Annotated in this window: 15 protein-coding genes; 10 read left to right on the forward strand and 5 right to left on the reverse strand. The window is 72.5% G+C overall.

The window, feature by feature from the left end; translation table 11 throughout:
• Positions 1 to 24 precede the first annotated feature (24 nt).
• Positions 25 to 1,488: a multicopper oxidase family protein gene (locus OHA05_RS18835; RefSeq protein ID WP_328861217.1), complete on the reverse strand. Its 1,464-nt coding sequence runs from the start codon at positions 1,486 to 1,488 to the stop codon at positions 25 to 27.
• A 262-nt stretch (positions 1,489 to 1,750) separates the two neighbouring features.
• Between OHA05_RS18835 and OHA05_RS18840 the strand changes: the two genes are divergently transcribed.
• The 3 genes from OHA05_RS18840 to OHA05_RS18850 all read left to right on the forward strand — a co-directional run bounded on the left by OHA05_RS18840 (position 1,751) and on the right by OHA05_RS18850 (position 3,888).
• Positions 1,751 to 3,262 (forward strand): SagB/ThcOx family dehydrogenase, encoded by a 1,512-nt coding sequence (locus tag OHA05_RS18840; protein WP_328861218.1) that lies wholly within the window; start codon positions 1,751 to 1,753, stop codon positions 3,260 to 3,262.
• Positions 3,263 to 3,502: 240 nt separating this feature from the next.
• Positions 3,503 to 3,679, forward strand: a complete 177-nt coding sequence (locus tag OHA05_RS18845) for a thiazolylpeptide-type bacteriocin (RefSeq protein ID WP_313945179.1) — start codon at positions 3,503 to 3,505, stop codon at positions 3,677 to 3,679.
• Positions 3,680 to 3,714: 35 nt separating this feature from the next.
• On the forward strand, positions 3,715 to 3,888 hold the full coding sequence (locus OHA05_RS18850) for a thiazolylpeptide-type bacteriocin (protein WP_313945178.1): 174 nt from the start codon (positions 3,715 to 3,717) through the stop codon (positions 3,886 to 3,888).
• A gap of 145 nt (positions 3,889 to 4,033) precedes the next feature.
• Here OHA05_RS18850 and OHA05_RS18855 read toward each other — a convergent pair whose 3' ends face one another.
• Complete coding sequence (locus tag OHA05_RS18855) at positions 4,034 to 4,588, reverse strand: hypothetical protein (RefSeq protein WP_328861219.1); 555 nt, start codon at positions 4,586 to 4,588, stop codon at positions 4,034 to 4,036.
• 215 nt (positions 4,589 to 4,803) lie between these two features.
• Here OHA05_RS18855 and OHA05_RS18860 point away from each other — a divergent pair, with 215 nt between their 5' ends.
• From OHA05_RS18860 to OHA05_RS18885, 6 genes are read left to right on the forward strand one after another with little or no spacing between them, the layout of a single operon-like run.
• Entirely contained in the window at positions 4,804 to 5,979 is a 1,176-nt protein-coding gene (locus tag OHA05_RS18860) for a hypothetical protein (RefSeq protein WP_313945176.1), read from the forward strand.
• The gene (locus OHA05_RS18865; RefSeq protein WP_328861220.1) at positions 5,976 to 8,552 is read left to right on the forward strand and encodes a hypothetical protein; all 2,577 of its coding nucleotides are present in this window, start codon (positions 5,976 to 5,978) and stop codon (positions 8,550 to 8,552) included. Before OHA05_RS18860 ends, OHA05_RS18865 begins: the two co-directional genes overlap by 4 nt.
• Positions 8,549 to 10,240: a hypothetical protein gene (locus OHA05_RS18870; RefSeq protein WP_328861221.1), complete on the forward strand. Its 1,692-nt coding sequence runs from the start codon at positions 8,549 to 8,551 to the stop codon at positions 10,238 to 10,240. The genes OHA05_RS18865 and OHA05_RS18870 overlap by 4 nt, the downstream gene beginning before the upstream one ends.
• Positions 10,230 to 12,164, forward strand: coding sequence for a TOMM precursor leader peptide-binding protein (locus tag OHA05_RS18875; protein ID WP_328861222.1), 1,935 nt, complete (start codon positions 10,230 to 10,232; stop codon positions 12,162 to 12,164). The genes OHA05_RS18870 and OHA05_RS18875 overlap by 11 nt, the downstream gene beginning before the upstream one ends.
• A complete protein-coding gene (locus OHA05_RS18880; RefSeq protein ID WP_328861223.1) occupies positions 12,161 to 13,795 on the forward strand; it encodes a nitroreductase family protein in 1,635 nt (544 codons plus the stop codon). Before OHA05_RS18875 ends, OHA05_RS18880 begins: the two co-directional genes overlap by 4 nt.
• A 26-nt stretch (positions 13,796 to 13,821) precedes the next feature.
• Positions 13,822 to 14,784 carry a thiopeptide-type bacteriocin biosynthesis protein gene (locus OHA05_RS18885; protein WP_328861224.1) on the forward strand — a complete coding sequence of 321 codons (963 nt, stop codon included), beginning with the start codon at positions 13,822 to 13,824 and terminating at the stop codon, positions 14,782 to 14,784.
• 276 nt (positions 14,785 to 15,060) lie between these two features.
• On the opposite strand, the gene OHA05_RS18890 is transcribed toward OHA05_RS18885, so the two are convergent.
• Both OHA05_RS18890 and OHA05_RS18895 read right to left on the reverse strand, forming a co-directional pair.
• A complete protein-coding gene (locus OHA05_RS18890; RefSeq protein WP_328861225.1) occupies positions 15,061 to 15,876 on the reverse strand; it encodes an ABC transporter permease in 816 nt (271 codons plus the stop codon).
• Positions 15,873 to 16,847, reverse strand: a complete 975-nt coding sequence (locus tag OHA05_RS18895; protein WP_313945169.1) for an ABC transporter ATP-binding protein — start codon at positions 16,845 to 16,847, stop codon at positions 15,873 to 15,875. The genes OHA05_RS18890 and OHA05_RS18895 overlap by 4 nt, the downstream gene beginning before the upstream one ends.
• A gap of 279 nt (positions 16,848 to 17,126) precedes the next feature.
• Between OHA05_RS18895 and OHA05_RS18900 the strand changes: the two genes are divergently transcribed.
• Positions 17,127 to 18,335, forward strand: coding sequence for an FAD-dependent monooxygenase (locus OHA05_RS18900; protein WP_328861226.1), 1,209 nt, complete (start codon positions 17,127 to 17,129; stop codon positions 18,333 to 18,335).
• 183 nt (positions 18,336 to 18,518) lie between these two features.
• Here the strand turns inward: OHA05_RS18900 and OHA05_RS18905 are convergent, their stop codons facing one another.
• Positions 18,519 to 19,070, reverse strand: a complete 552-nt coding sequence (locus OHA05_RS18905; RefSeq protein WP_328861227.1) for a hypothetical protein — start codon at positions 19,068 to 19,070, stop codon at positions 18,519 to 18,521.
• Positions 19,071 to 19,100: the final 30 nt, after the last annotated feature.

Genomic DNA, 19,100 nt, shown 5'->3' on the forward strand with positions numbered 1-19,100 from the left:
GACGGGCCCGTGCATGCGGGCCGGTCACGTGATCTTCATGTGCGCCATCATTCCCATGGCGCTGTGGTCGATCATGTGGCAGTGATAGGGAAAGACCCCGCGGTGCGAATCGAAGGTGAGCTGGAGTTTCACCGTCTGGCCTGGGAAGAGCAGCACGGTGTCCTTCCATCCGGCCTCGGCGGGATAGACCGGCTGTCCGTCGCGTTCGAGAATGCGGAACTGCACCAGATGCGTATGGAAGTTGTGCGGAATGGTCGCGCTCTTGTTGGTGACGGTCCACAGTTCCGTGGTGCCCCACCGGATCTCGGTGTCGATGCGTTTCGCGTCGAACGTCTTGCCGTTGATGTACGCCTGGTGGCCGCCGGTCTCCGGCTCGTCCATCTGGAGCTCGAAGGTGCGCTCCACGGTCGGCTTCGCCAGGGCGGGCAGGGTGGTGAGGACGTCGGGGACGCGGCTGGGGTCGGCCACCTTCTCGCCCACGTCGAAGCGCATCACCTTGCCGACCTGCTCGACCGGGCCGGGGCCGATCAGGTTCTCCAGGACCAGCTGGGTGCCGGGGGCGTACTGCGCGAAGTCGATGACGAAGTCGGCGCGTTCACCGGGGGACAGGACGAGGACCGGGGCGGGTGCGGGGGCCGGCAGCAGTCCGCCGTCGGAGCCGATCTGGGTCATCTGGCTGCCGTCGGACAACCGCAGGATGAAGATGCGCAGGTTGGATGAGTTGAGCATCCGGAAGCGGTACTTGCGTCCCTGGACCTTCAGGTACGGCCAGGGCCGGCCGTTCACCATGATCGTGGTGCGGTTGAACGCGTCGTCCATCGTGTAGACCATCGCGCCCGCGTCGTCGAACTGCGCGTCCCGCAGGATCAGCGGCACCTCGTACGCACCGGACGGCAGCCCCAGGCGGTCCTCGGCCGCGTCACCGAGGAGATAGAGGCCGGACAGCCCGCGGTAGACGTGCTCGGACTCCATGTGGTGGGCGTGGTCGTGGGTCCACAGGGTCGCGCCGGGCTGCTTGTTGGCGTAGACGTACGTCCTGCTGCGCCCGGGGGCGATCGTGTCCATCATGCCGCCGTCGTGCGCGACCGGGTTGTTGCCGCCGTGCAGATGCACCGAGGTCGGCATCTCCAGCGCGTTGATCTGCTTGACCACCGCCGTGCGCCCGGAACGGGCGCGGATGGTGGGGCCGGGGAACGAGCCGTTGTAGGTGAGCACGTCCGTACGCCGGCCGGGCAGGATCTCGTGGCTGGTGCGGCTCATGGTGACCGCGTAGAAGTCGGCGGTCCCCGTCCGCAGATAGGGCTTCAGGACCTTGGGCAGGGGGAGCGGCACCGCGAAGGGGGTAACGGCCGGGGCGCCGGCCGCCGTTGCCCCCTTCGCGGTGCCGCTGGGGGTGGTGAGGGTCCGGAACACCCCGCCGGCCGCGCCGACCGCGCCGACGGCACCCGTGGTGAGACCGAGTCGTATTGCATGACGACGAGTGAGCACGAGATTTCCTTAGTGGCGAGGTGAATTCGTGCTACGAGCATGCGGCGGTACCGGTGAATGTCCGAGCGAAAGGGTTCCGCTGCTGTCATCTGTCACGTCATTCATGACCTCGATCACCTCAGCGGAACGGGCCTTTCCGCGTGACGGTTGTCATGGCCGGACATGGTCTCTGTCACCGGTTCTCCGACGGCCGGCACCACAACTCCCGGGCGCCATCAGAGTGTTTTCCGACGTCTGTTCCCTGCGCACCCCGGAGTTCCGTATGACGACAGAGAAAGCTCCACCGCCCCGTATCGCGCCGGTTTTCCGCGAGGACGTACGGGTCGCGTTCGACGGCGAGTCGGCGACGCTGACCAGCCCGGTCACCTCGTTCACACTGCGCCCGGTGGGCGGCGGCATCCGTACCGCCCTGGTCCGGCTCACCGAGGGTCCCGCGCCGCTGGACGACCTCTTCGAGGGGCTGCTGCCCGCCGAACAGGTCCAGGTGCAGCGGTTCCTGGACCGGGCGGGCCATCTTCTGGCGCACAGCGTCCTCAGCCGGGACGAGGGCCCGAAGCGGCGTGAACTCGTCCGTCTGGAAGCGGTCGCCCGCGACGGTGAGTACCGGGTCGCGACGCTCGGGCCCGACACGACCGTGCGGCTCTCCCGGTTCGCGTTCTGCCGCTCCCGCGGCGGCGCGCTGGTGCTGGAGTCACCTCTGGTGAAGTACCGCGCCGTCCTGGTGGACGGCGCCGCGCGCGACCTGGTGGCCGAGCTCGGGGCCCCGGCCACCGTGGCAGGTCTCGCGCAGCGAGTCGCGCTGGGCGGTGACGAGGTGCTGGACGTGCTCGGCCATCTGGCGGGCGCCGGCTTCGTCGAACCGGCGGACGCCGGCGGCGCGTTCGTCTCCGACAGCGACCCGACGCTGCGCCAGTGGGACTTCCACGACCTGCTGTTCCACTCCCGTATCCGCTCCGGGCGCTACGACGAGCTGTTCGGCGCCGTCTACCCCTACCGGGGGGAGATCGAGCCGCAGCCGGCGGTGAAGCCCGTCCCGGACGGCCCGGTGACCGAGCTGTACCGGCCGACGCTGGAGGAGATCGAGAGCCGCGACCCGCTGCTCACCACCGCGCTGGAGACGCGCCGCTCCATCCGTTCCTACGGTGAGCGGGAGCTGACGGCCGCGGAGCTCGGCGAGTTCCTCTACCGCGTCGCCCGGGTCCGCGCCCACTTCAGGCCCGGCGACGGCAGCGACCGCGACGAGGTCGTCTCCCGTCCCTACCCCAGCGGCGGACAGGGCTACGAGCTGGAGCTGTATGTGACGGTGCGGCGCTGCGCGGGCCTTGCGGCCGGCATCTACTACTACGACCCCGTCGCCCACCGGCTCGTCCTCGTCAACGGCGATGCCGTGGACCGCGAGTCGCTGTTCCATGTGGCGTCGCGCGCCACCGGTATGGAGGCGCGTCCCGACGTGCTCGTCACCGTGACGGCACGCTTCCAGCGCATGTCGTGGAAGTACCGCGCCATCGCCTACGCGACGACGCTGCGGCACACCGGCGTGCTCTACCAGACGATGTATCTGGTGGCGACGGCGCTCGGCCTGGCGCCGTGCGGGCTCGGCAACGGGGACGCCGACATGTCGGCGCGGGTGCTCGGCCTGGACTATCTGCGGGAGTCCTCCGTGGGCGACTTCCTGCTCGGCAGCCGCAGTCCCGGCGACTCGGTGGCCGGCGAGCCGGAGGAGGGCTGGCGGCTGCTCAACAGCCCGGAGTGGTCGCTCCCGGCGGACACGTAGGCGATGGAGAAGGCCCGCCCCGGTCCCGACCTGCGTCAAAGCGCCGCTTTTCCTCCCCGCACGGGGAGGAAAAGCGGCGCACTTGTATTCGGCGGGCGGCCGATTCGGCATGACAGCCGTTATATCCACCGTGATAAATGTCAGGACGGAGCCGGGAACACTAGCCACGGATGGGCGGCGAGCGCATGATTAATTCAGCAGCCGAACACGGCGGCTAAAGAATCCGGAAGGGAATTCAAAATGAGCATCAACGACATCAAGAACGGCGACGACGCGGCCAAGGCGTTCGAGGGCTTCGACGCGGACGAGCTGGAGACCCTTGAGGTCGAGCAGGGTGTGGCTCTCCCGGAGATGGGCGCCTCCAGCGGTTCGATCGGCACCTCGTCGTCCTCGTCCTCCACCTGCTCCGCCTGCTGAGAACCCGCTCCGCGGATCACCGGAAGGAACCTGGAATGAGCAGGAACGACTGGCAGTACGGGGAAGACGTGGCGGCGGCATTCGAGAGCTTCGACGTCGAAGAACTCGAAACCCTCGAAGTCGCGCAAGGCGTCGCACTTCCCGAGATGGGCGCTTCGACGGGCTCGATCGGGACCTCGTCCTCGTCGTCGACCTGCTCGGGTTGCTGATCGGAAGTTGCACCAAAGGATGCGCCCATCCAGCCGGCCGGTTGGATGGGTACATCCTTGTGTCCGGACGGGTGCTCTTCCTCAGCTCCCGTACCCGGGTCCGGCGCGGCCCGCGGTCGCCAGCCGGATTCCGTATCCCGGCGGTTCAGCCCCGCACGGCGACATGGAACGACGAGAGCCACAGCACCACCGCGGCCCCCAGGCCGACCACGACGCGGGCTGTCTCACCGGTCGTGCCGGCCGCGATCGCCACGAACCCCACCACCGCGACGACGCTCAGCGCGACGGCGGTCCAGGTGTACTGCCACTGGTCGAAGAGGCGCGCGAGCGGGAAGAAATGCAGCCCCACCACGAGGCAGATGCCCGGCGGGATCAGCTCCGGCCGGCCGGTGGCGTTCGACGCGGCGATCACCGCGAAGACGGCCACCACCTCGGCCGTGTTGACGATGCCCACACCGCGGTTCCACTTCTGGGGCAGACGCACACTGCGGACCGCCGGCCCCGCGGCCCCGCGGAAGGCCAGCACCACCCCCGCGACGCTCAGCGCGGCGGCCACCACTCCGACGGTGACCGACACCGCCGCCGCCTCTATCCCCGACCCGCCGGCGAATGCCCAAACAAGGGCGAACACCGCCAGAACGATCGCTCCGCGGCGGCGCAGATTCTGCGTGAGTGTCTGACACTCCGGCTCCGTAGTCATTGCGCGAGAGTACAACGCCATTCCGTTCATTCTGACGGGTTTCGGCCAACCGTCGAGAGGCCGCAATCGGCTGCCATGGTGCCGGGCCGCGTACCGGTGTCACGGAAACCGTGACGTATGTAAGCGGCCCCTTCGCATTCACTTCTCGGGCCGGACGAATCGCCAGAAGATTCCTGTCAGACGTTTGTTTTCGATTTCTCGGAAGGTGCGAAAGCATGGGGATTGAAGCGCCGGAGCGCACTGCCGTGAAGCCGGACTCCGCCGGCCTGACGGGAGTACGGCTCCACACCCGGATGCCGGTGACACCGGCGTGGCTGACCCAGCGCATCGTGCCGGTCGCCCGCGCCCTGAGCGAGCAGGGAGCACCCGCCGTCCAGCTGCGCCGCGGCTGGCTGCACGGTCCGCACGTCGACATCCTCGCCCTGAACGTCCCCGGCATGCCCGGCGGCGCCGACTGGGACGCGACGGCGGCCGCGCTCGACGCGGGACCGCTCGACCCGCCCCGAGCCCTCACCGAGGAGGCATACCTCCAGCAGGCACGGGAGTTCGGCCGCCTCGAAGCCGTCCAGCCCCCCTACCTTCCGCTGCGTGAGCACGGCGTCGTCGTCCATCTCGGACCCGCCGACACCGCCTCCCGCGAACCGCGGCTCGACCGCTTCCGCACCGTGGTCCTCGGCGCCCTCACCAAGCCGCTGCTGCGCACGATCGAGGGGATCACGGCGGAGCCGGCCACCGCGACCGTCCGCCTGGCCGAGGCGTTCGCCGCACTCGCCGACACCCATCTCCTCGGCCCCGCGCACGGAGTGTTCTCGCCGCGCTCGCACGTGGAGGCGTTCCTCGCGTGGGCCGCCCCGACCAAGGACGTCAGGCCGCTGTTCCAGGAGCGGCTCACCCGGGACGCACCCCGGCTGCGCGCCGTGGTCGAACAGCGCCTGAGCGGCGAGGTGTCGCCGGCCGCGGCCGAGTGGCGCACCGCCTTCGCCTACAGCTCCGGAACCCTCGAGAGCGCGGTCGCCTCCGGCACCCTCACGCTCGACCTGCTCGACTCCGTCACCGACGGCGTCGACCGCAGCGAGATGGGTCCGCCCGGAGCGACCCGCACCGTGCCGCAGGGCGACCAGCCCGACACCGACTTCCACCGGGCCGTCGGAGCGTCGGGGGTGGTGGCCAGCCCCTCACGGTGGTTCGCCGCCTTCCGGCTGCTGACGAACCTCTTCTACGAGCAACTGCCGCTGCTCACCGTCTCTCCCATGCAGCGCTACTACATGTGCTTCGCGATCGCCGAAACGGTCGACGAGGTCCTCGGCGTGTCCTGGCAGGACCGGCTGAACGCCCAGCGGGACCGGATGACCGCCGCCACGACAGCCGACACCACGGGAGCCCCGCGATGACCACGACCGCATCCGCCCGCGAACCCCTGTGGTTCCTGCGCGTCAATCCGCTGCGCCGCAACCGGCTGAGCGATCCGGCCCAGCGCCGTCTCCTCGATGAACTCGCCGCCGTCGAGAAGGCGCTGACGGCAGCCGCCGCGGAGTGCTCCGAGGAGCTCTACCACCGCATCGCCGCCGCCACCGACGACACCGAGCGCCGCGACCTCATCGCGCTGCGCCGCTCGATCCACAACGGCCGCGCCCCGAAGAAGGCGCCGGACCCCGCCACCCCCGCAGTGACCCGGTGGCTCGAGACACGGGACGGCAGGGAGCGGCTGCGCGCCGAGATATCCGCCGGCTACGCGGCGGCGGCCGACCGTGAACGCGAGGGCCTGGCCGCTCTGTTGGGCGACGACGACCTGCTGCGCTCACTGGCGCTGATCGCACCCGAGGTCCACCAGGAGGCCGTGCGCTACCGCGCCGCCGTCCTCGGCCCCGGCAAGATCACCGCCCGTACCCGCAAGTCCGAGCGCGGACTCATCCAGTACGTCACCCGGGCCATGGTGCGCACCAGCCCGCTGTCCCGGTTCACGGCCGTCGGCATCGCCGAGCCGGACCCGGACGGCGTCGACCCGGGCGACGTGCCGTTCGAGGGGGCGACCGCCTTCCCCGGCCTGGACCGCGTCATGCTCGGCTATGTCCTCGGCGGGCTGCCCGACCCCGGCGACGCGGAACTCAGCGAGCTGTGGATCGGGTTGCCGCCCACGTCGGCCCCCGACGAGGCGGCCGGCAAGCTCTTCTTCCTCAAGCTCGGCGAGACGGGCATGCGCCGCCTCGCGGTACCCCTGGACGGGCCCGTCGGCGATCTGCTCGACGCGGTGTCCATGGGACCGCGGCCCTACCCGTCCGTCGTGGCGCACGTCGCCGAACGCGCGGGCTGCTCCGCCGACGACGCCGAGCGGCGCGTACGCCACGCCCTCGGGCAGGGCGTGCTGTGCAGCTTCCACGAGGCCGAGGACGGCTCCGCCGACTACGACGACCTGCTGACGCCGGACGATCCGCGCGCCGGTGACCTGACCGCCGCCGTCCGGGCGGGTCTGCCCGCACTGGCCGCCGCTCCGGCGTCCGAACGCGGCGCCGTGCTCGACGAGTTGCGCGGCAGTCTCGGCAAGCTGAGCCACCTCGCCGGGCGGCCCGCCCAGATCACGGTCGAGGAGGACTACGTCATGCCGCCGCTGACAGTGGCGACCGAGCGGTGGCACCGCCCCCTGGCCGACCTCGGACCGGCCGTCGAACTCCTCACCGTCTTCGACTGGCTGCACGACGTACGCGTCCTGATGACCGCCGCGTTCGTCGAGCGGTTCGGCGCCGGGGCCAATGTGCCGCTCGCCTCCAACGCGCCGTTCGTCGTCGGCGAGGTCTCCCGCCGCGCCGCCGCGATGGCCGCCGCCTACGGCCCCGACGGCACCGGCGACGTCGCCGCCCTCGACGGCATCGGCCCGGCCGACGGCTCCCTGGAGCGCATGTACCTGCTGCGCCGCGAGCTGACCGAGGCCGTCCACGCCCGGCTGTCGAAGACCGTCGACGCCGGTGAGGACACCCTCCGGCTGACGGCCGAGGACGTCCGGGAGCTCACGGCGGCCCTGCCCGACCGGTTCCGCCAGGACCGCCTCATCTACGGCGTCCTGCTGCAGCAGGCCGGCGAGCAGCTGATCCTCAACGACGGACTGCCGGGCCACGGCATGCTCTACGCCCGCTTCCTGGAGGCCGACCGGCGGCTCGGCGGCCGCGCCCTGCCGCTACTCGCCGACCACCTCCAGCGCGCCTACGGCTCCGACGGCCACCGCGTCACCGAGGACCTCGGCCTGCACCGGCTCAACGTCAACGCGCACACGCCGATCCTCCCCGGCGGGCTCCGGCCCGAGGACTGGTTCGGACTGCGCCTCGCCCACGACCCGGACACCGACACCCTCAGGGTCGAGGACGCGGACGGCAGACCCCTGCGGGTCCTGCCGCTGGGCACCGGCCACCCCGGCCTCTTCCCGCCGCCGCTGTCCGTCGCCTCCGGCCTGGTCATCAGCGGCCGTCTCTTCAACGCCCTGCCCAACAGCTGGCACGCCGCCACCCCCTGGGACCGCGGCACCACCAGAACGGCACCCCGGATGGCGGTCGGCGAGGTCCTGATCGGTCGGCGGCGCTGGTACGGCGGCGAGGAGCTGGCCACCGCCGTCGCCGCCGGCCCGGACGAACTCGACCGGCTGCTCGCGCTGAACGCCTGGCGGGCCCGGCACGGTGTCCCCGAGGAGGTCGTCATCAAGACCACCCCCGAGGACGAGGGCCCCCTCTCGGTGGGCGCGCCCGACGTCCAGTCCAAGCGGCTCCAGCAGAAGCCGCAGTACGTGGACCTCACCAGCGCCCTGAGCGCCCGGGTGCTGCCGCGGATGCTGGACCGCCGCGGCGCGGACACCGGCGGGAGCTATCTGGAGGAGGCGCTGCCGGCCGTCGTGGACGGCACCCACGCCACCGAGTGGGTGGTCGAGGTCGGCCGCGAGCCCGGCGGCAGCTTCACCTACGACGCGGGGGAGCGGTCATGAGGCTCGTCGCACGCCCGGACCTGCACTTCGCGCCGGTGCCCGGCGGGGTGTACTTCAGCGGTACGCACGGGCAGTTCGTACTGCGGGGCTCGGAGCTGCTGTTCGCCGTGGCCGAGGGGTGTGTGCCCCTCCTGGAGCAGGGCGCCACCGAGGACGAGCTCGTCACCGCGATCGGCACCGAGCGCGCCCGGCCCGCCGTCCGCCATCTCGTGGACCGGCTGCGGTCCAACCGCATGCTGCTGGACCCGGCCGCGTTCACCGTTCCCCCGCCGGACGCCGAGGTGCGCTCCCGTAACCCCGAGGCGATCGCCCGGCTGGAGACCCTGCTCGACGATCCGTATGCCGCGTTCGCCCGGCTGCGTGCCGCGACCGTGCTGCTGACCGGGCCGGCCACGGCGACCGGACCCGCGGCGCGCGGCCTGCGCCGGGCCGGGGTCGGGCAGGTGACGGTCGCCGACTCCCCGGCCGCGTACGGCGGTTCGCCCAAGCCCGTGGACGCCGTCGTGGTCTGCGGTGCGGGCGTCACCGCCGCGGTCCCGGACGGTGTCCCCGACGGCGTCCCGGTGATCCCCGTGCTGCTCGGCGAGCGCGTCGCTCTCGTCGGGCCGGCCGTGACGGGCCCGGACGGCGGCCGCACCTGGCAGGCCTTCCGGGACCGCGCACTGGGCTGGGCGGCCGCGGAGAACACCGAGCCGGCGGCCCGCCCGGTCGCCGACGCCCTCGCCGGCGCGCTCGCCGGACAACTCGTCTTCGACGCCCTGACGGGCACGGCGGACATGGGTGAGGCCCATGTCGTGCACGGGACGGCCCTGGTCGCGGACCGGGTCACCGTCGAGGGAGCTCACATGGCGGCCGCGCCCGGCCGGCCGAGCTCCCTCGAGGACGCCCCCGCGGAGAAGATGCCCGAACCCGAGGACGCGCTGGCCGCCGCCGGCGCCCTCACCCGCCGCTGGACCGGGCTGTTCGCCTCCGGAGCCGGCGAGGACCTGCCGCAGATGCCGCTCGCCCTGCGCCCGGCCGAGCCGCGCGCGGACCGGACCGCCACCGTCGTCGGCTGGGCCGGGCACCAGGAGACGGCGACGATCGCCGCCGCCCTCCAGGCCCTGCGCGCCAGGTCGCCCGAGGGCGGCACGCCCGCCGCCGGTCTCACCGAGGAGCACTGGCTGCTGGACGGAGCCCTGCGCGGGCTCACGCCGTCGGCCGCGCCCCTGGCGGACGTCACGCCGGACGACCTCGACCCGGAGGCCGCCCGGATCCTCGCCGCGGTGCGCCCGCTGCTGCCCGCCGCGCCCACCCTGGAGCTTCTGCACGTCCCCGGCCTCGACTGGCGGCTCGCCCGCGTGGCCGGGGCGGGGGACACGCTCGGCCTCGGCTGGGGCGCGAGCGCGCAGGAGGCCACCCGTACCGCGCTGTGCACGGCACTCGCCCGCCTTCAGACGGCCGGCGACGGCGAGGAGCGGGTCGCGGACGTGTCCACCGACGCGCTGCTGTTCGCCGGTGCCGACGTCCTCGGCGCCCTGCGCAAGCAACTCATCGCCCAGACCGGGGAATCGGGCCTCGTCCACCGCGGCCGGGCCGTGCGGACCGATGCCGTGCTCGGCGAACTCCCCCTCTGGTACGGGCCGGTGGACGCAGCAGCATCTACACCGGAGACCCAGGACACGCAGGAGCCCCAGGATGCGAACTGACCTCCCCGCGGGCCGGGCCGGCGCACCGGCGTACGGCCCCGGGCTCTCACCCCCGTACGACGACGAGGCATGGCACACCGCGTTCGCCGCCCTCGCCGAGGCCACCGACGGCGCGGTCGCCGTGAACCGCGGCTGGGACCTCGCGTTCGAGCGCGAACGCCTCGACGCGGCCGCCGACCGGGGCCGCTCCCATCTCTCCGTCCGGGTGCACGGGGACGAGGTGCTCGTCGGCCCGCTGTGGATGCCCGGCAGCGATGCCGGATGCGCGGGCTGTGCCGAGGTGCGTGACCGCACCATTCTCGAACACCCCCTCGTGGGGGACCTCACCCATGCCACCGCGGCCCCGTCCCCGAGCGCGCCGCTGCTGCCCGAACTGCTCCGGGCGACCCTGGAGCATCTGGCACAGCGGCCGCTGGGGCCCGGCGAGCTGTACGCCGTCTCGCCGCGCGGTCTGCGCCGGCACCGCATCGCCCGCAGTTTCCACTGCCCGGTGTGCGGCCCGACGGAGGCCGAACTGGACGGCACGGCCGTGCCGTTGCCGCTCGCGCTGCGCGCCCGGCCCGCCTCGTCCGGCGACCCCACCCGCTCGGCGCACAGCCGGCTCGTGGAGCGCGGGCTGCTGCGCGACCGGCTCGTCGACGACCGCTACGGGCCGGTCCGCGCGATCCTGCGCGAGTCCCACGCCCCGTTCGCGATGAGCATGGCGGTGGTGCCCGACGCCCCGGCCATGGGCCACGGCCGCGCGCAGACCTTCGCCGAGACCGAGCCCGTCGCCGTCCTGGAGGGGTACGAACGCCTCGGTGGTTTCCCGTACGACATTCCGGTTCTCACGGGTCGTGCGTACACGGAGATCGCCGATCACGCCGTGGACCCCGCAACGCTCGGTCAGTACACGGCGGAGCAGCTCGCGCACCCCACCTCGCGGGTGACGCCGTCGGACGAACACACGCCGATGGACTGGGTGTGGGGTCACGACCTGGCGGACGGCAGAGCCCTGCTCGTTCCCGCCGACCACGCCTTCTACCAGTACGAGTACGCGTTCCGCCGGGACCGGCGGGCCGCGCGCGAGGTCGGTCCGACGGAGCGCAAGCACTACTTCTACGAGTCCTCCAGCGGCTGCGCCGTCGGCGCCGGGCTCGAAGAGGCCGCGCTGCACTCGCTGTTCGAGCTGGCGGAGCGCGACGCGTTCCTCACCTCCTGGTACCGGGCGGCGCCCCTGCCGTACATCCCGGAGGCGTCGATCACCGACCAGACCAGCCGCGGAATGATCGAACTGATCAGGGCGCGCGGATTCGACGTGCATCTGCTGGTCGCCACCCAGGACATCGCGCTGCCCGTGGTCTGGGTGCTCGCGGTGAACCGGCTGAACCCCTTCCCCGCGACGTTCTCGTCCGCCGGGTCCGGCGCCGACCCGCAGTCCGCGATCCGGGGAGCCCTGCGCGAGGTGGCCCAGCTCGTCACCAACCCGGTGGACTGGACCCGCGAGCAGGTGGAACCGATGGTCGATGACCCATGGCTGGTCCAGGAGTTGGAGGACCACGTCCGGTTCTCCTCGCTGCCCGAGACGGCCGCCCGTGCCACGGCGGCCCTCGGCGGCACCCGGGTCACGCTGGACGAGGCTTTCCCCGACTGGCCTCGGCGTCTGGCGGAGGCGTCCGGCGGCGATGTCCGCGGAGCGCTGGAGTTCGTCCGGAGCCTGTTCGCGGACGCCGGTCTCGACAGGATCGTCCTCGTCGACCAGACCAGCCGCGAGCACGCCGACGCCGGTATCTCGGTCGCGCGTGCCGTCGTGCCGGGCATTCTGCCGATGTGCTTCGGCCATGCCCAGCAGCGCCTCGCGGGGCTGCCCCGGCTGGAGGCCGCCCTGCGCGGCACCGGCCAGGAGCACCGGGCGATTCCCTACGACCCCCACCCGTTCCCGTGACGGCCCCGGTCGCCGAGGCCGCTTCGGCAGCGCAGGGTCCGGTGGCGGGAGAAGCCGCGCCGGTGCGGCGCTCGCCCGTCGATCTGCCCGGCCCCGAAGGGGACAACAGCATCGCGCGCGAACCGCTCTGGTACGCGTACGGCGCCGGCGACGACCGGCCCGAGCCGCCGTGCTGGACCTGGGACGCCACCCCGCCGCCGGACACCCACGTCGCGCCCGCGCCCCCGACGGGTGCGGGCGCCCGCACCACCCTGCCGCTCGGCACCGCCGGGCTCCTGGAGCGGATGCCGTTCCCCCGGGTCCCCTCCACCCGTCCGGTCCCGTGCGGGCCGCCCGCCCTCGCGGTGCCGGACGCCGAACGGCCCGGCCGGGCCCTGGTCACCGCCTTCGGCCCACAGCGGCGTGAGCCGGAGAACCCGTACAACGACCACCGGACCTACGCCTCGCCCCGCTGCCTGTTCCCGGTGCACGCCTTCGTGGACGGGGGCGGCGGCGACCCGTGGCGGCTGCTGGAACCGGATCTGCACGCCCTGACCGGGGCGCCGGACCCCGGGGAGATCCGGCGGATCGCGCTGACCGGCCGCTATACGGCGATCCCGGCGGCCTACCAGTGGTTCCGCGGCTCGCTGGTCGCCATCGAACTGGGCATCGTGCTACGGGCGCTGGGCATCGGGCTGGAGCTCTTCGGGGTGCCCGCCAGGCTGCGGCTGCCCGACGCCGACGCGCATGCGCTGATCGGCGAACTCGGGCCGGAACGTGCCTGGGAGTGGTCGCTGCCCTTCGTGCTCGACCTCGGCGACTCGGCCCCGGCGGCCCCCGTGGCCCGTACGCCCGGCGATCCCGTAGTCACCACTCCCCGGACGGCCGGCGGCCCGGACCTCGTACCCGGTGGCATCGGCGCGGGCGACCCCGCGTTCGCCGACCTGGTGCGTGTCAACCGGAGCCAGACGTACGGCGGTTCACCCGTGCCGATGACCACCGCCGTGCCCGCGGGCCTACCGTCCTCCGGACGGACGCCGACCTGGGCCGAGCTGCTGTGGAGCCGCCACTCGGGACGGATGCCGCGCGGACTGCACGGCATGAGCGGCCGGCCCGCCCGGCTGCCCGCCGAGGCCCTGCACACCGCCATGAGCTGGCTGGCCGTCCCGCCGCCGGGCCCCGAACTCGCCGCCGCCTTCGACGCGGTGAAGGTCACCGCCGTCGTGCAGGGCATCGACGGGTACGACGACGGCGTCCACCGCATCGAGGACGGCACGGCCCGCCTGGTGCGCGCCGACACCTCGGCGCCCGGAGTGCTGGAGGAGAACTACGGATACGGGGTCTCCCCCGTCAACGGCTGCCGCATCCGGCACGCCCCGATGACCGTCTTCTTCTCGATCCGGCCCCGGGAGCTGTTCGCCCGGCTCGGCTCCGCCGGCTGGGGCGCCGCCCAGCACGCCTGCGGCTGGGCGGTCCACGGACTGTGTCTGTCCGCGGCCGCGTCGGGCCTGTTCGCACGCCCCGTCAGGGCGTTCAAGGAGATACCCACGCAACGCGTCATCGGCCTCGACGAGGACGAGGCGATCGTCCTGTCGGCGGTCGTGGGGGTCCCTCAGGACACCGGTGGCGCGCTGCTCGACCTCAGAGTCTGACGGCTCGGAGCGCGAAGGAGCGACACATGACGCAGCGGGACACGACCGGGCACACCACCCCGCCCGGCGGGACCACGGACTGGAACGCGTGGCACCTGCACCTCGCCACCACGGCACGATCGGCCCACGACCGGGTACTGACCGAGGTCGTGGGCCCGGTGGTGCGCGAACTGGCCCCGGACAGACCCTGGTTCTTCATGCGGTACTGGCAGTCCGGACCGCACGTCCGGCTGCGGATCGGCGACCTCGACCCCCGGACGTACGACCGGGTCGAGCAGGCCCTCACCGAGCGGCTGGCCGTAGCCGGCCGGCTCACCGACGGCGAGGAGCCGCTGGACGCGGACGCCTACCGGCTCGGCGCGGGCCGGCTGGCCGCGGCGGGCGAGACGGGCGACAACCGTTTCGTGCGGGAGCTGCGGGAGCCGGGCGTCCACCGGGCCGTCTACGAGCCGGAGACCGAGCGCTACGGCGGCGCGGCCCTGATGCCCGCCACCGAGCGGCTCTTCCGGCTCGCCAGTGAGCTCGTCCTCGGATTCGTCCCCCGCATCTCCACCGACGGACACCGCGCGATGCTCGCCCTGCGCGGCACGATGGCCGCGGCAGGCGCCCTCGGCGATCCGGCGGAGCGCTCGTACTACTACGCGCACGGCCTGGGCGCGTGGCGCGCCTGGGCGACCGAGGCCGGCTACCCGGACGACCTGCTCGACCGGATCACCACCATCGACCGGGACGGCTCCGCCAAGGACGCCTACCCGGCGGGCCACGGCCCCTTCGCCGGCTGGCACACGGCGCTGGTGTCCCTGAAGGAGCTGATCGAGGAGAAGTCATCGACCCACCCGGGCATGATCCTCTTCTCACACGCCCACATGCTCCACAACCGGCTCGGCCTGAGCCTGCTGGACGAACTGCGCACCTACGCCTGGCTCGCGCATGTCTTCCCCCTCCCCGAGGGTGCGCACGGCCCCGGGGAGCTGACGCGGACCGCCTGACCCCCCGCGGGACGACAGGGCCCGGCCGGATCCCCCTCCGGCCGGGCCTTCTCGTGCGCCCACGGGCCTTTCCTCGCCCACGTCCCTTGCCGCCCACGTCCCTTGCCGCCCACGTCCCTTGCCGCCCACGTCCCTTTCCTCGCCCACGTCCCTTTCCGCCTACGTCCCTTTCCGCGCGGCTTCCGCGGGCTCGCGAGCACTGGGCGCCGACGCACCGAGGGGGGCCTCCCCGGGAGGCCCCCCTTGTCGTGAGCGGTGCGGTGTCGCGCGGATTCCTCACTCCGGCCGCGGGTCCCAGCGGAAGCGGCGCACGGCGATCAGGGCGCCGATGACACCCCAGGCCGCCAGGACGGCGAGTTCCTTCCACTGGTAGCCGGCGTCGTTGGCGAACGGCGCCAGCATGGCGTCGTTGAACGGCTTCACCGGCAGCAGACCCGCGATCGTGTTCAACACGTCGGCGTGGATCGGAAAGTAGCTGCCGGAGATGAAGACCAGCGGGAACTGGATGAACTGCACGACGGCCGGGGCCGCCTCCGAGTTCCTGATGAGCGAGGCGACGCCCACCCCCAGGGCGCAGAAGCTCGCCGCACCCAGCACCAGCGTCAGCACGACGGGCCCCCAGGCGGAGGGCAGCGTCACCCCGTACAGCGAGCCGATGCCCATGACCAGGGCGACGTCGACGACGCTGACCACCACACAGTGGACCAGCAGCCCGGCGAAGTAGATCCAGGCGGGCAGCGGGGTGGCGTGCAGCCGCTTGAGGATGCCCTGCTGGCGGCGCATCGCCAGCACGATCGCCAGCTGGCCGTAACAGGCGCCGAGCACCGACACCGCGGCGATCGTGGGCGTGTAGTACTGCATGCCCGTGAGGCCGAAGAAGAAGGTCTCGCCGCTGCCGCCGCTGAAGACGGCACCGAAGATCCCGATGATGACGATCGGCAGGACGAAGGTGAAGACCATCGACTGCGGGTTGCGCCAGAACGACAGCTGCTCGAAGCGGATCTGGTGGACGAGCAGGGACAGTTGGCCATGTCCGCCGCGGACCGCGGGACGGTCGGCGCGCGTGGCCGTGGTCGGGGTCAGGGTGGTCATGAGCGGCTCCGCCTCGGTCGGCGCGGCCCTCGGCCCGAGGACGGCGAGGGTGCTTCCTTGTCTGTGAGGTCCGCGTAATCACGCGTGAGGTCCAGGTAGACGTCCTCCAGCGTCGGCTGCACCACGCTGAGGCGCTCCAGCGGAGTGCCACGGCGCAGCGCCCAGTCGGTGAGCTTGTGCAGGGCCGCGGTCGGCTCCTCGGCCTCCGCCGTCACCAGACCGTCCTCCACCGCCGTGACGGTGAGCGGGATGTCGGACGCCACGGCGCCGCGCGGCAGCGCGAAGCTGATGCGGGCCAGCGCGCTGTCCCGGCCGCCGAGGGTCTCCGGTGTGCCGGTGGCGACGATCTCACCGCCGGCGATGACGACGACCGAGTCGGCGAGCGCCTGGGCCTCGTCCATGTAGTGGGTGGTCAGCACGATCGTGGTGCCGGCGTCCCGGAGATTGCGCACCACGTCCCAGGCACCGCGGCGGGCGCCCGGGTCGAAACCGGTGGTGGGCTCGTCCAGGAACAGCAGCTGCGGGTCACCGATGACGCCCAACGCCAGGTCCAGACGCCGCTTCTGCCCTCCTGAGAGGTCCTTCACCTTCGCGCCGCGCTTCTCCTGAAGACCGACGAGGTCGATCACCTCGTCCACGCCGCGCGGCGCCGGGTAGTAGCCGGCGTTGCGCGCGATGGTCTCCCGTACCGACAGATACGGCTCGACGGCGATGTCCTGGAGCACGAGACCGATCCGGCCGCGCAGCCACTTGCCGTCCGCCTTCTTCCCCGGGTCGCGCCCGAGCACCTCGACCCGGCCGCCGTCGCGTTCACGGAAGCCCTCGAGTATCTCCAGTGTGGTGGTCTTGCCCGCGCCGTTCGGACCCAGCAGGGCGAAGATCTCGCCCTCCGAGACGGTGAAGTCCACACCGCGTACGGCCTCGTGGTCTCCGTAGCGCTTACGCAGGCCCTCCACGGCCACCGCGGTCACCGCGGTCCCTCCGGTTCCTTCACTGTCTTTCCTCCCGGCGTAGTGGGTCGCCCGTGGACAGAACTCCGGGGCGCACTCAGGACGTTAGGACCGGGCCGCGGGCTTCCAGGAGGGCGCGGAGGGGAGCCGGTGACGGACGTCATGGAACCGGCGACAGTTGTCAGGGGAGGGCGTGACCCGCGTTGCCGCCGGGGTGGCGGCCGCACATTCTCGTGGGGCGGGGCCGGTGCGACAGCCGCTCCGCCGACAGGTGCGGCGACGCGGAAGGCGGTCACAGACGTGCAGTTCGGGGAAGTGGACGAAGTGGAACGGCCGCGGATCACCGTGGTCGGCGCGGGCATCGGGGGCCTGGCACTCGCCGGCGCGCTGTCCGCGAACGGCACACCGTACGAGATCTTCGAGCAGACCCGGCAGCTGGCCGAGGTCGGGGCGGGCGTCCAGCTCTCCCCGAACGCGATCCGCCCCCTGGTCCGCCTCGGTCTCGAACCCGCGCTGCGCAAGCACGCGGTACGCATCGAGGCGATGGAGGTACGCGGCTGGACCGGCCGCCCCATCGCCCGCACCCCGCTCGGCGGGGACTGCGAGCGCATGTTCGGCGCGCCCTATCTGACCATCCACCGGGCGCATCTCCACGAGGCCCTGCTCTCCCTGGTGGACGGCGACAGCCTCCACCTGGGACGTCGGCTGCGCGCCGCACAGGAGACTTCGGAGGGAGCACGGCTCACCTTCGACGACGGCACCGTCCGCCCGGCTGATGTCGTCGTCGGCGCGGACGGAATCCACTCGACGGTCCGCGAGACGTTCCACCGCGACGCCCCGGTCTTCGCCGGCCTCGGCATCTACCGCGGTCTCGTCCCGGTGGACCGTCTGCCCGCCGAGGCCCGCGAGTCGCTGGTACGTCTGTGGCTCGGCCCGGGCGGACACTTCGTCTGCTACCCGGTCTCCTCGGGCGAGTACATCAGCTACGCGGCGACCGTGCCGATGACCGAGGCACCGGCCGAGTCCTGGTCGGCGCCGGGGAACCCGGACGACCTGACACGGGCCTTCGGGACGTGGAACGGCCTGGTCGGCGACATCGTCCGGGCCGTGGAGAGCACCCACCAGTGGGCGCTGCACGACCGGCCTCCGCTGCGCACCTGGTCCAGCAGCCACATCACGCTGCTCGGTGACGCGGCGCACCCGATGCTGCCGTTCATGGCGCAGGGCGCGAACCAGGCGATCGAGGACGCGATGGACCTGGCGGCCTGCCTCGCCGACGACTCCGGCACACCGGTCGCCTCCCGGCTCGCGCACTACGAGTCGCTGCGCATCCCGCGCACCGCGGAGATCCAGCGCGGCTCCCGCGGCAACGCCGGAGTCCTGCATCTGCCCGACGGCCCGGCCCAGCGCCGCCGCGACGCACGGATGGCGGTCCATGCGGCCCTGCACGACCGGGCGACGCTGTACGCGCACGAGACCGGTCGCAGTGTCGTGCCGACGGGGGTGTGACAGGGCGGTGGACGGCAACGAGCCCCGGGCCGGCGGCCCGGGGCTCTGTGCTGAGGTCGGACATGCTCGGGCGTGACCGGGACGTCGGGTCCGGAGTGTGAGGCCGACGGCATCGGAGTACGTGAACCGCGCGCCGGGTCCTGCGCATCAGGTCCTGCGCGTTCGGCCCCCGCACATCAACTGCTACGCGTCGGAGTCTTCGAACCGGGCGTCCAGCACCGCGTCGAGTTCCGCCGCCCACTGCTTCAACTCCGCCTTGGACGAGGCCTCGACGTCGTTCTCGAACCAGCGCTGACTGGACACGTAGACGGTGACACCGAACCGCCGGCCGAAGCGCGGGGTGCCGATCTCCACCGCCCCGATCTCGTCCCAGCCGAAGCGGGCTTCTTCCTCGTCCAGCCGGAAGGTGATGCCTTCCGCGTCGGCGACGATGGCGCCCCGGCGGTCGGAGGCCTCGAAGACGGGACCGTCGTCCTCGACCGGCCCCGCTTTCCCGGGATCCTCGGGCGCGGACCCCTCCGCGCCGGAGCCCTCGTCCTCGGACGTCACGCGCTCGGGCGCGGCGTCCTTCGGCGGCGCCTCGTCGGCCTGTTCCGCGTCGGTGGCCTGCTCGGGGACGGCCGCGTCCGTCTCGTCACCCTCCGCGGGGCGCGGGGGCACCAGCCCGGGGATGTGTGCCGGGTCGAGTCCGGCGGCGGCCGTCGGCGGGATGATCGAACCTATGCGCTGCTCCACGGCAGGCAGTATGGCGGACGAACCTGTGCG

The organism is Streptomyces sp. NBC_00306, from assembly GCF_036169555.1.
In the GTDB taxonomy this organism is placed as follows: domain Bacteria; phylum Actinomycetota; class Actinomycetes; order Streptomycetales; family Streptomycetaceae; genus Streptomyces; species Streptomyces achmelvichensis.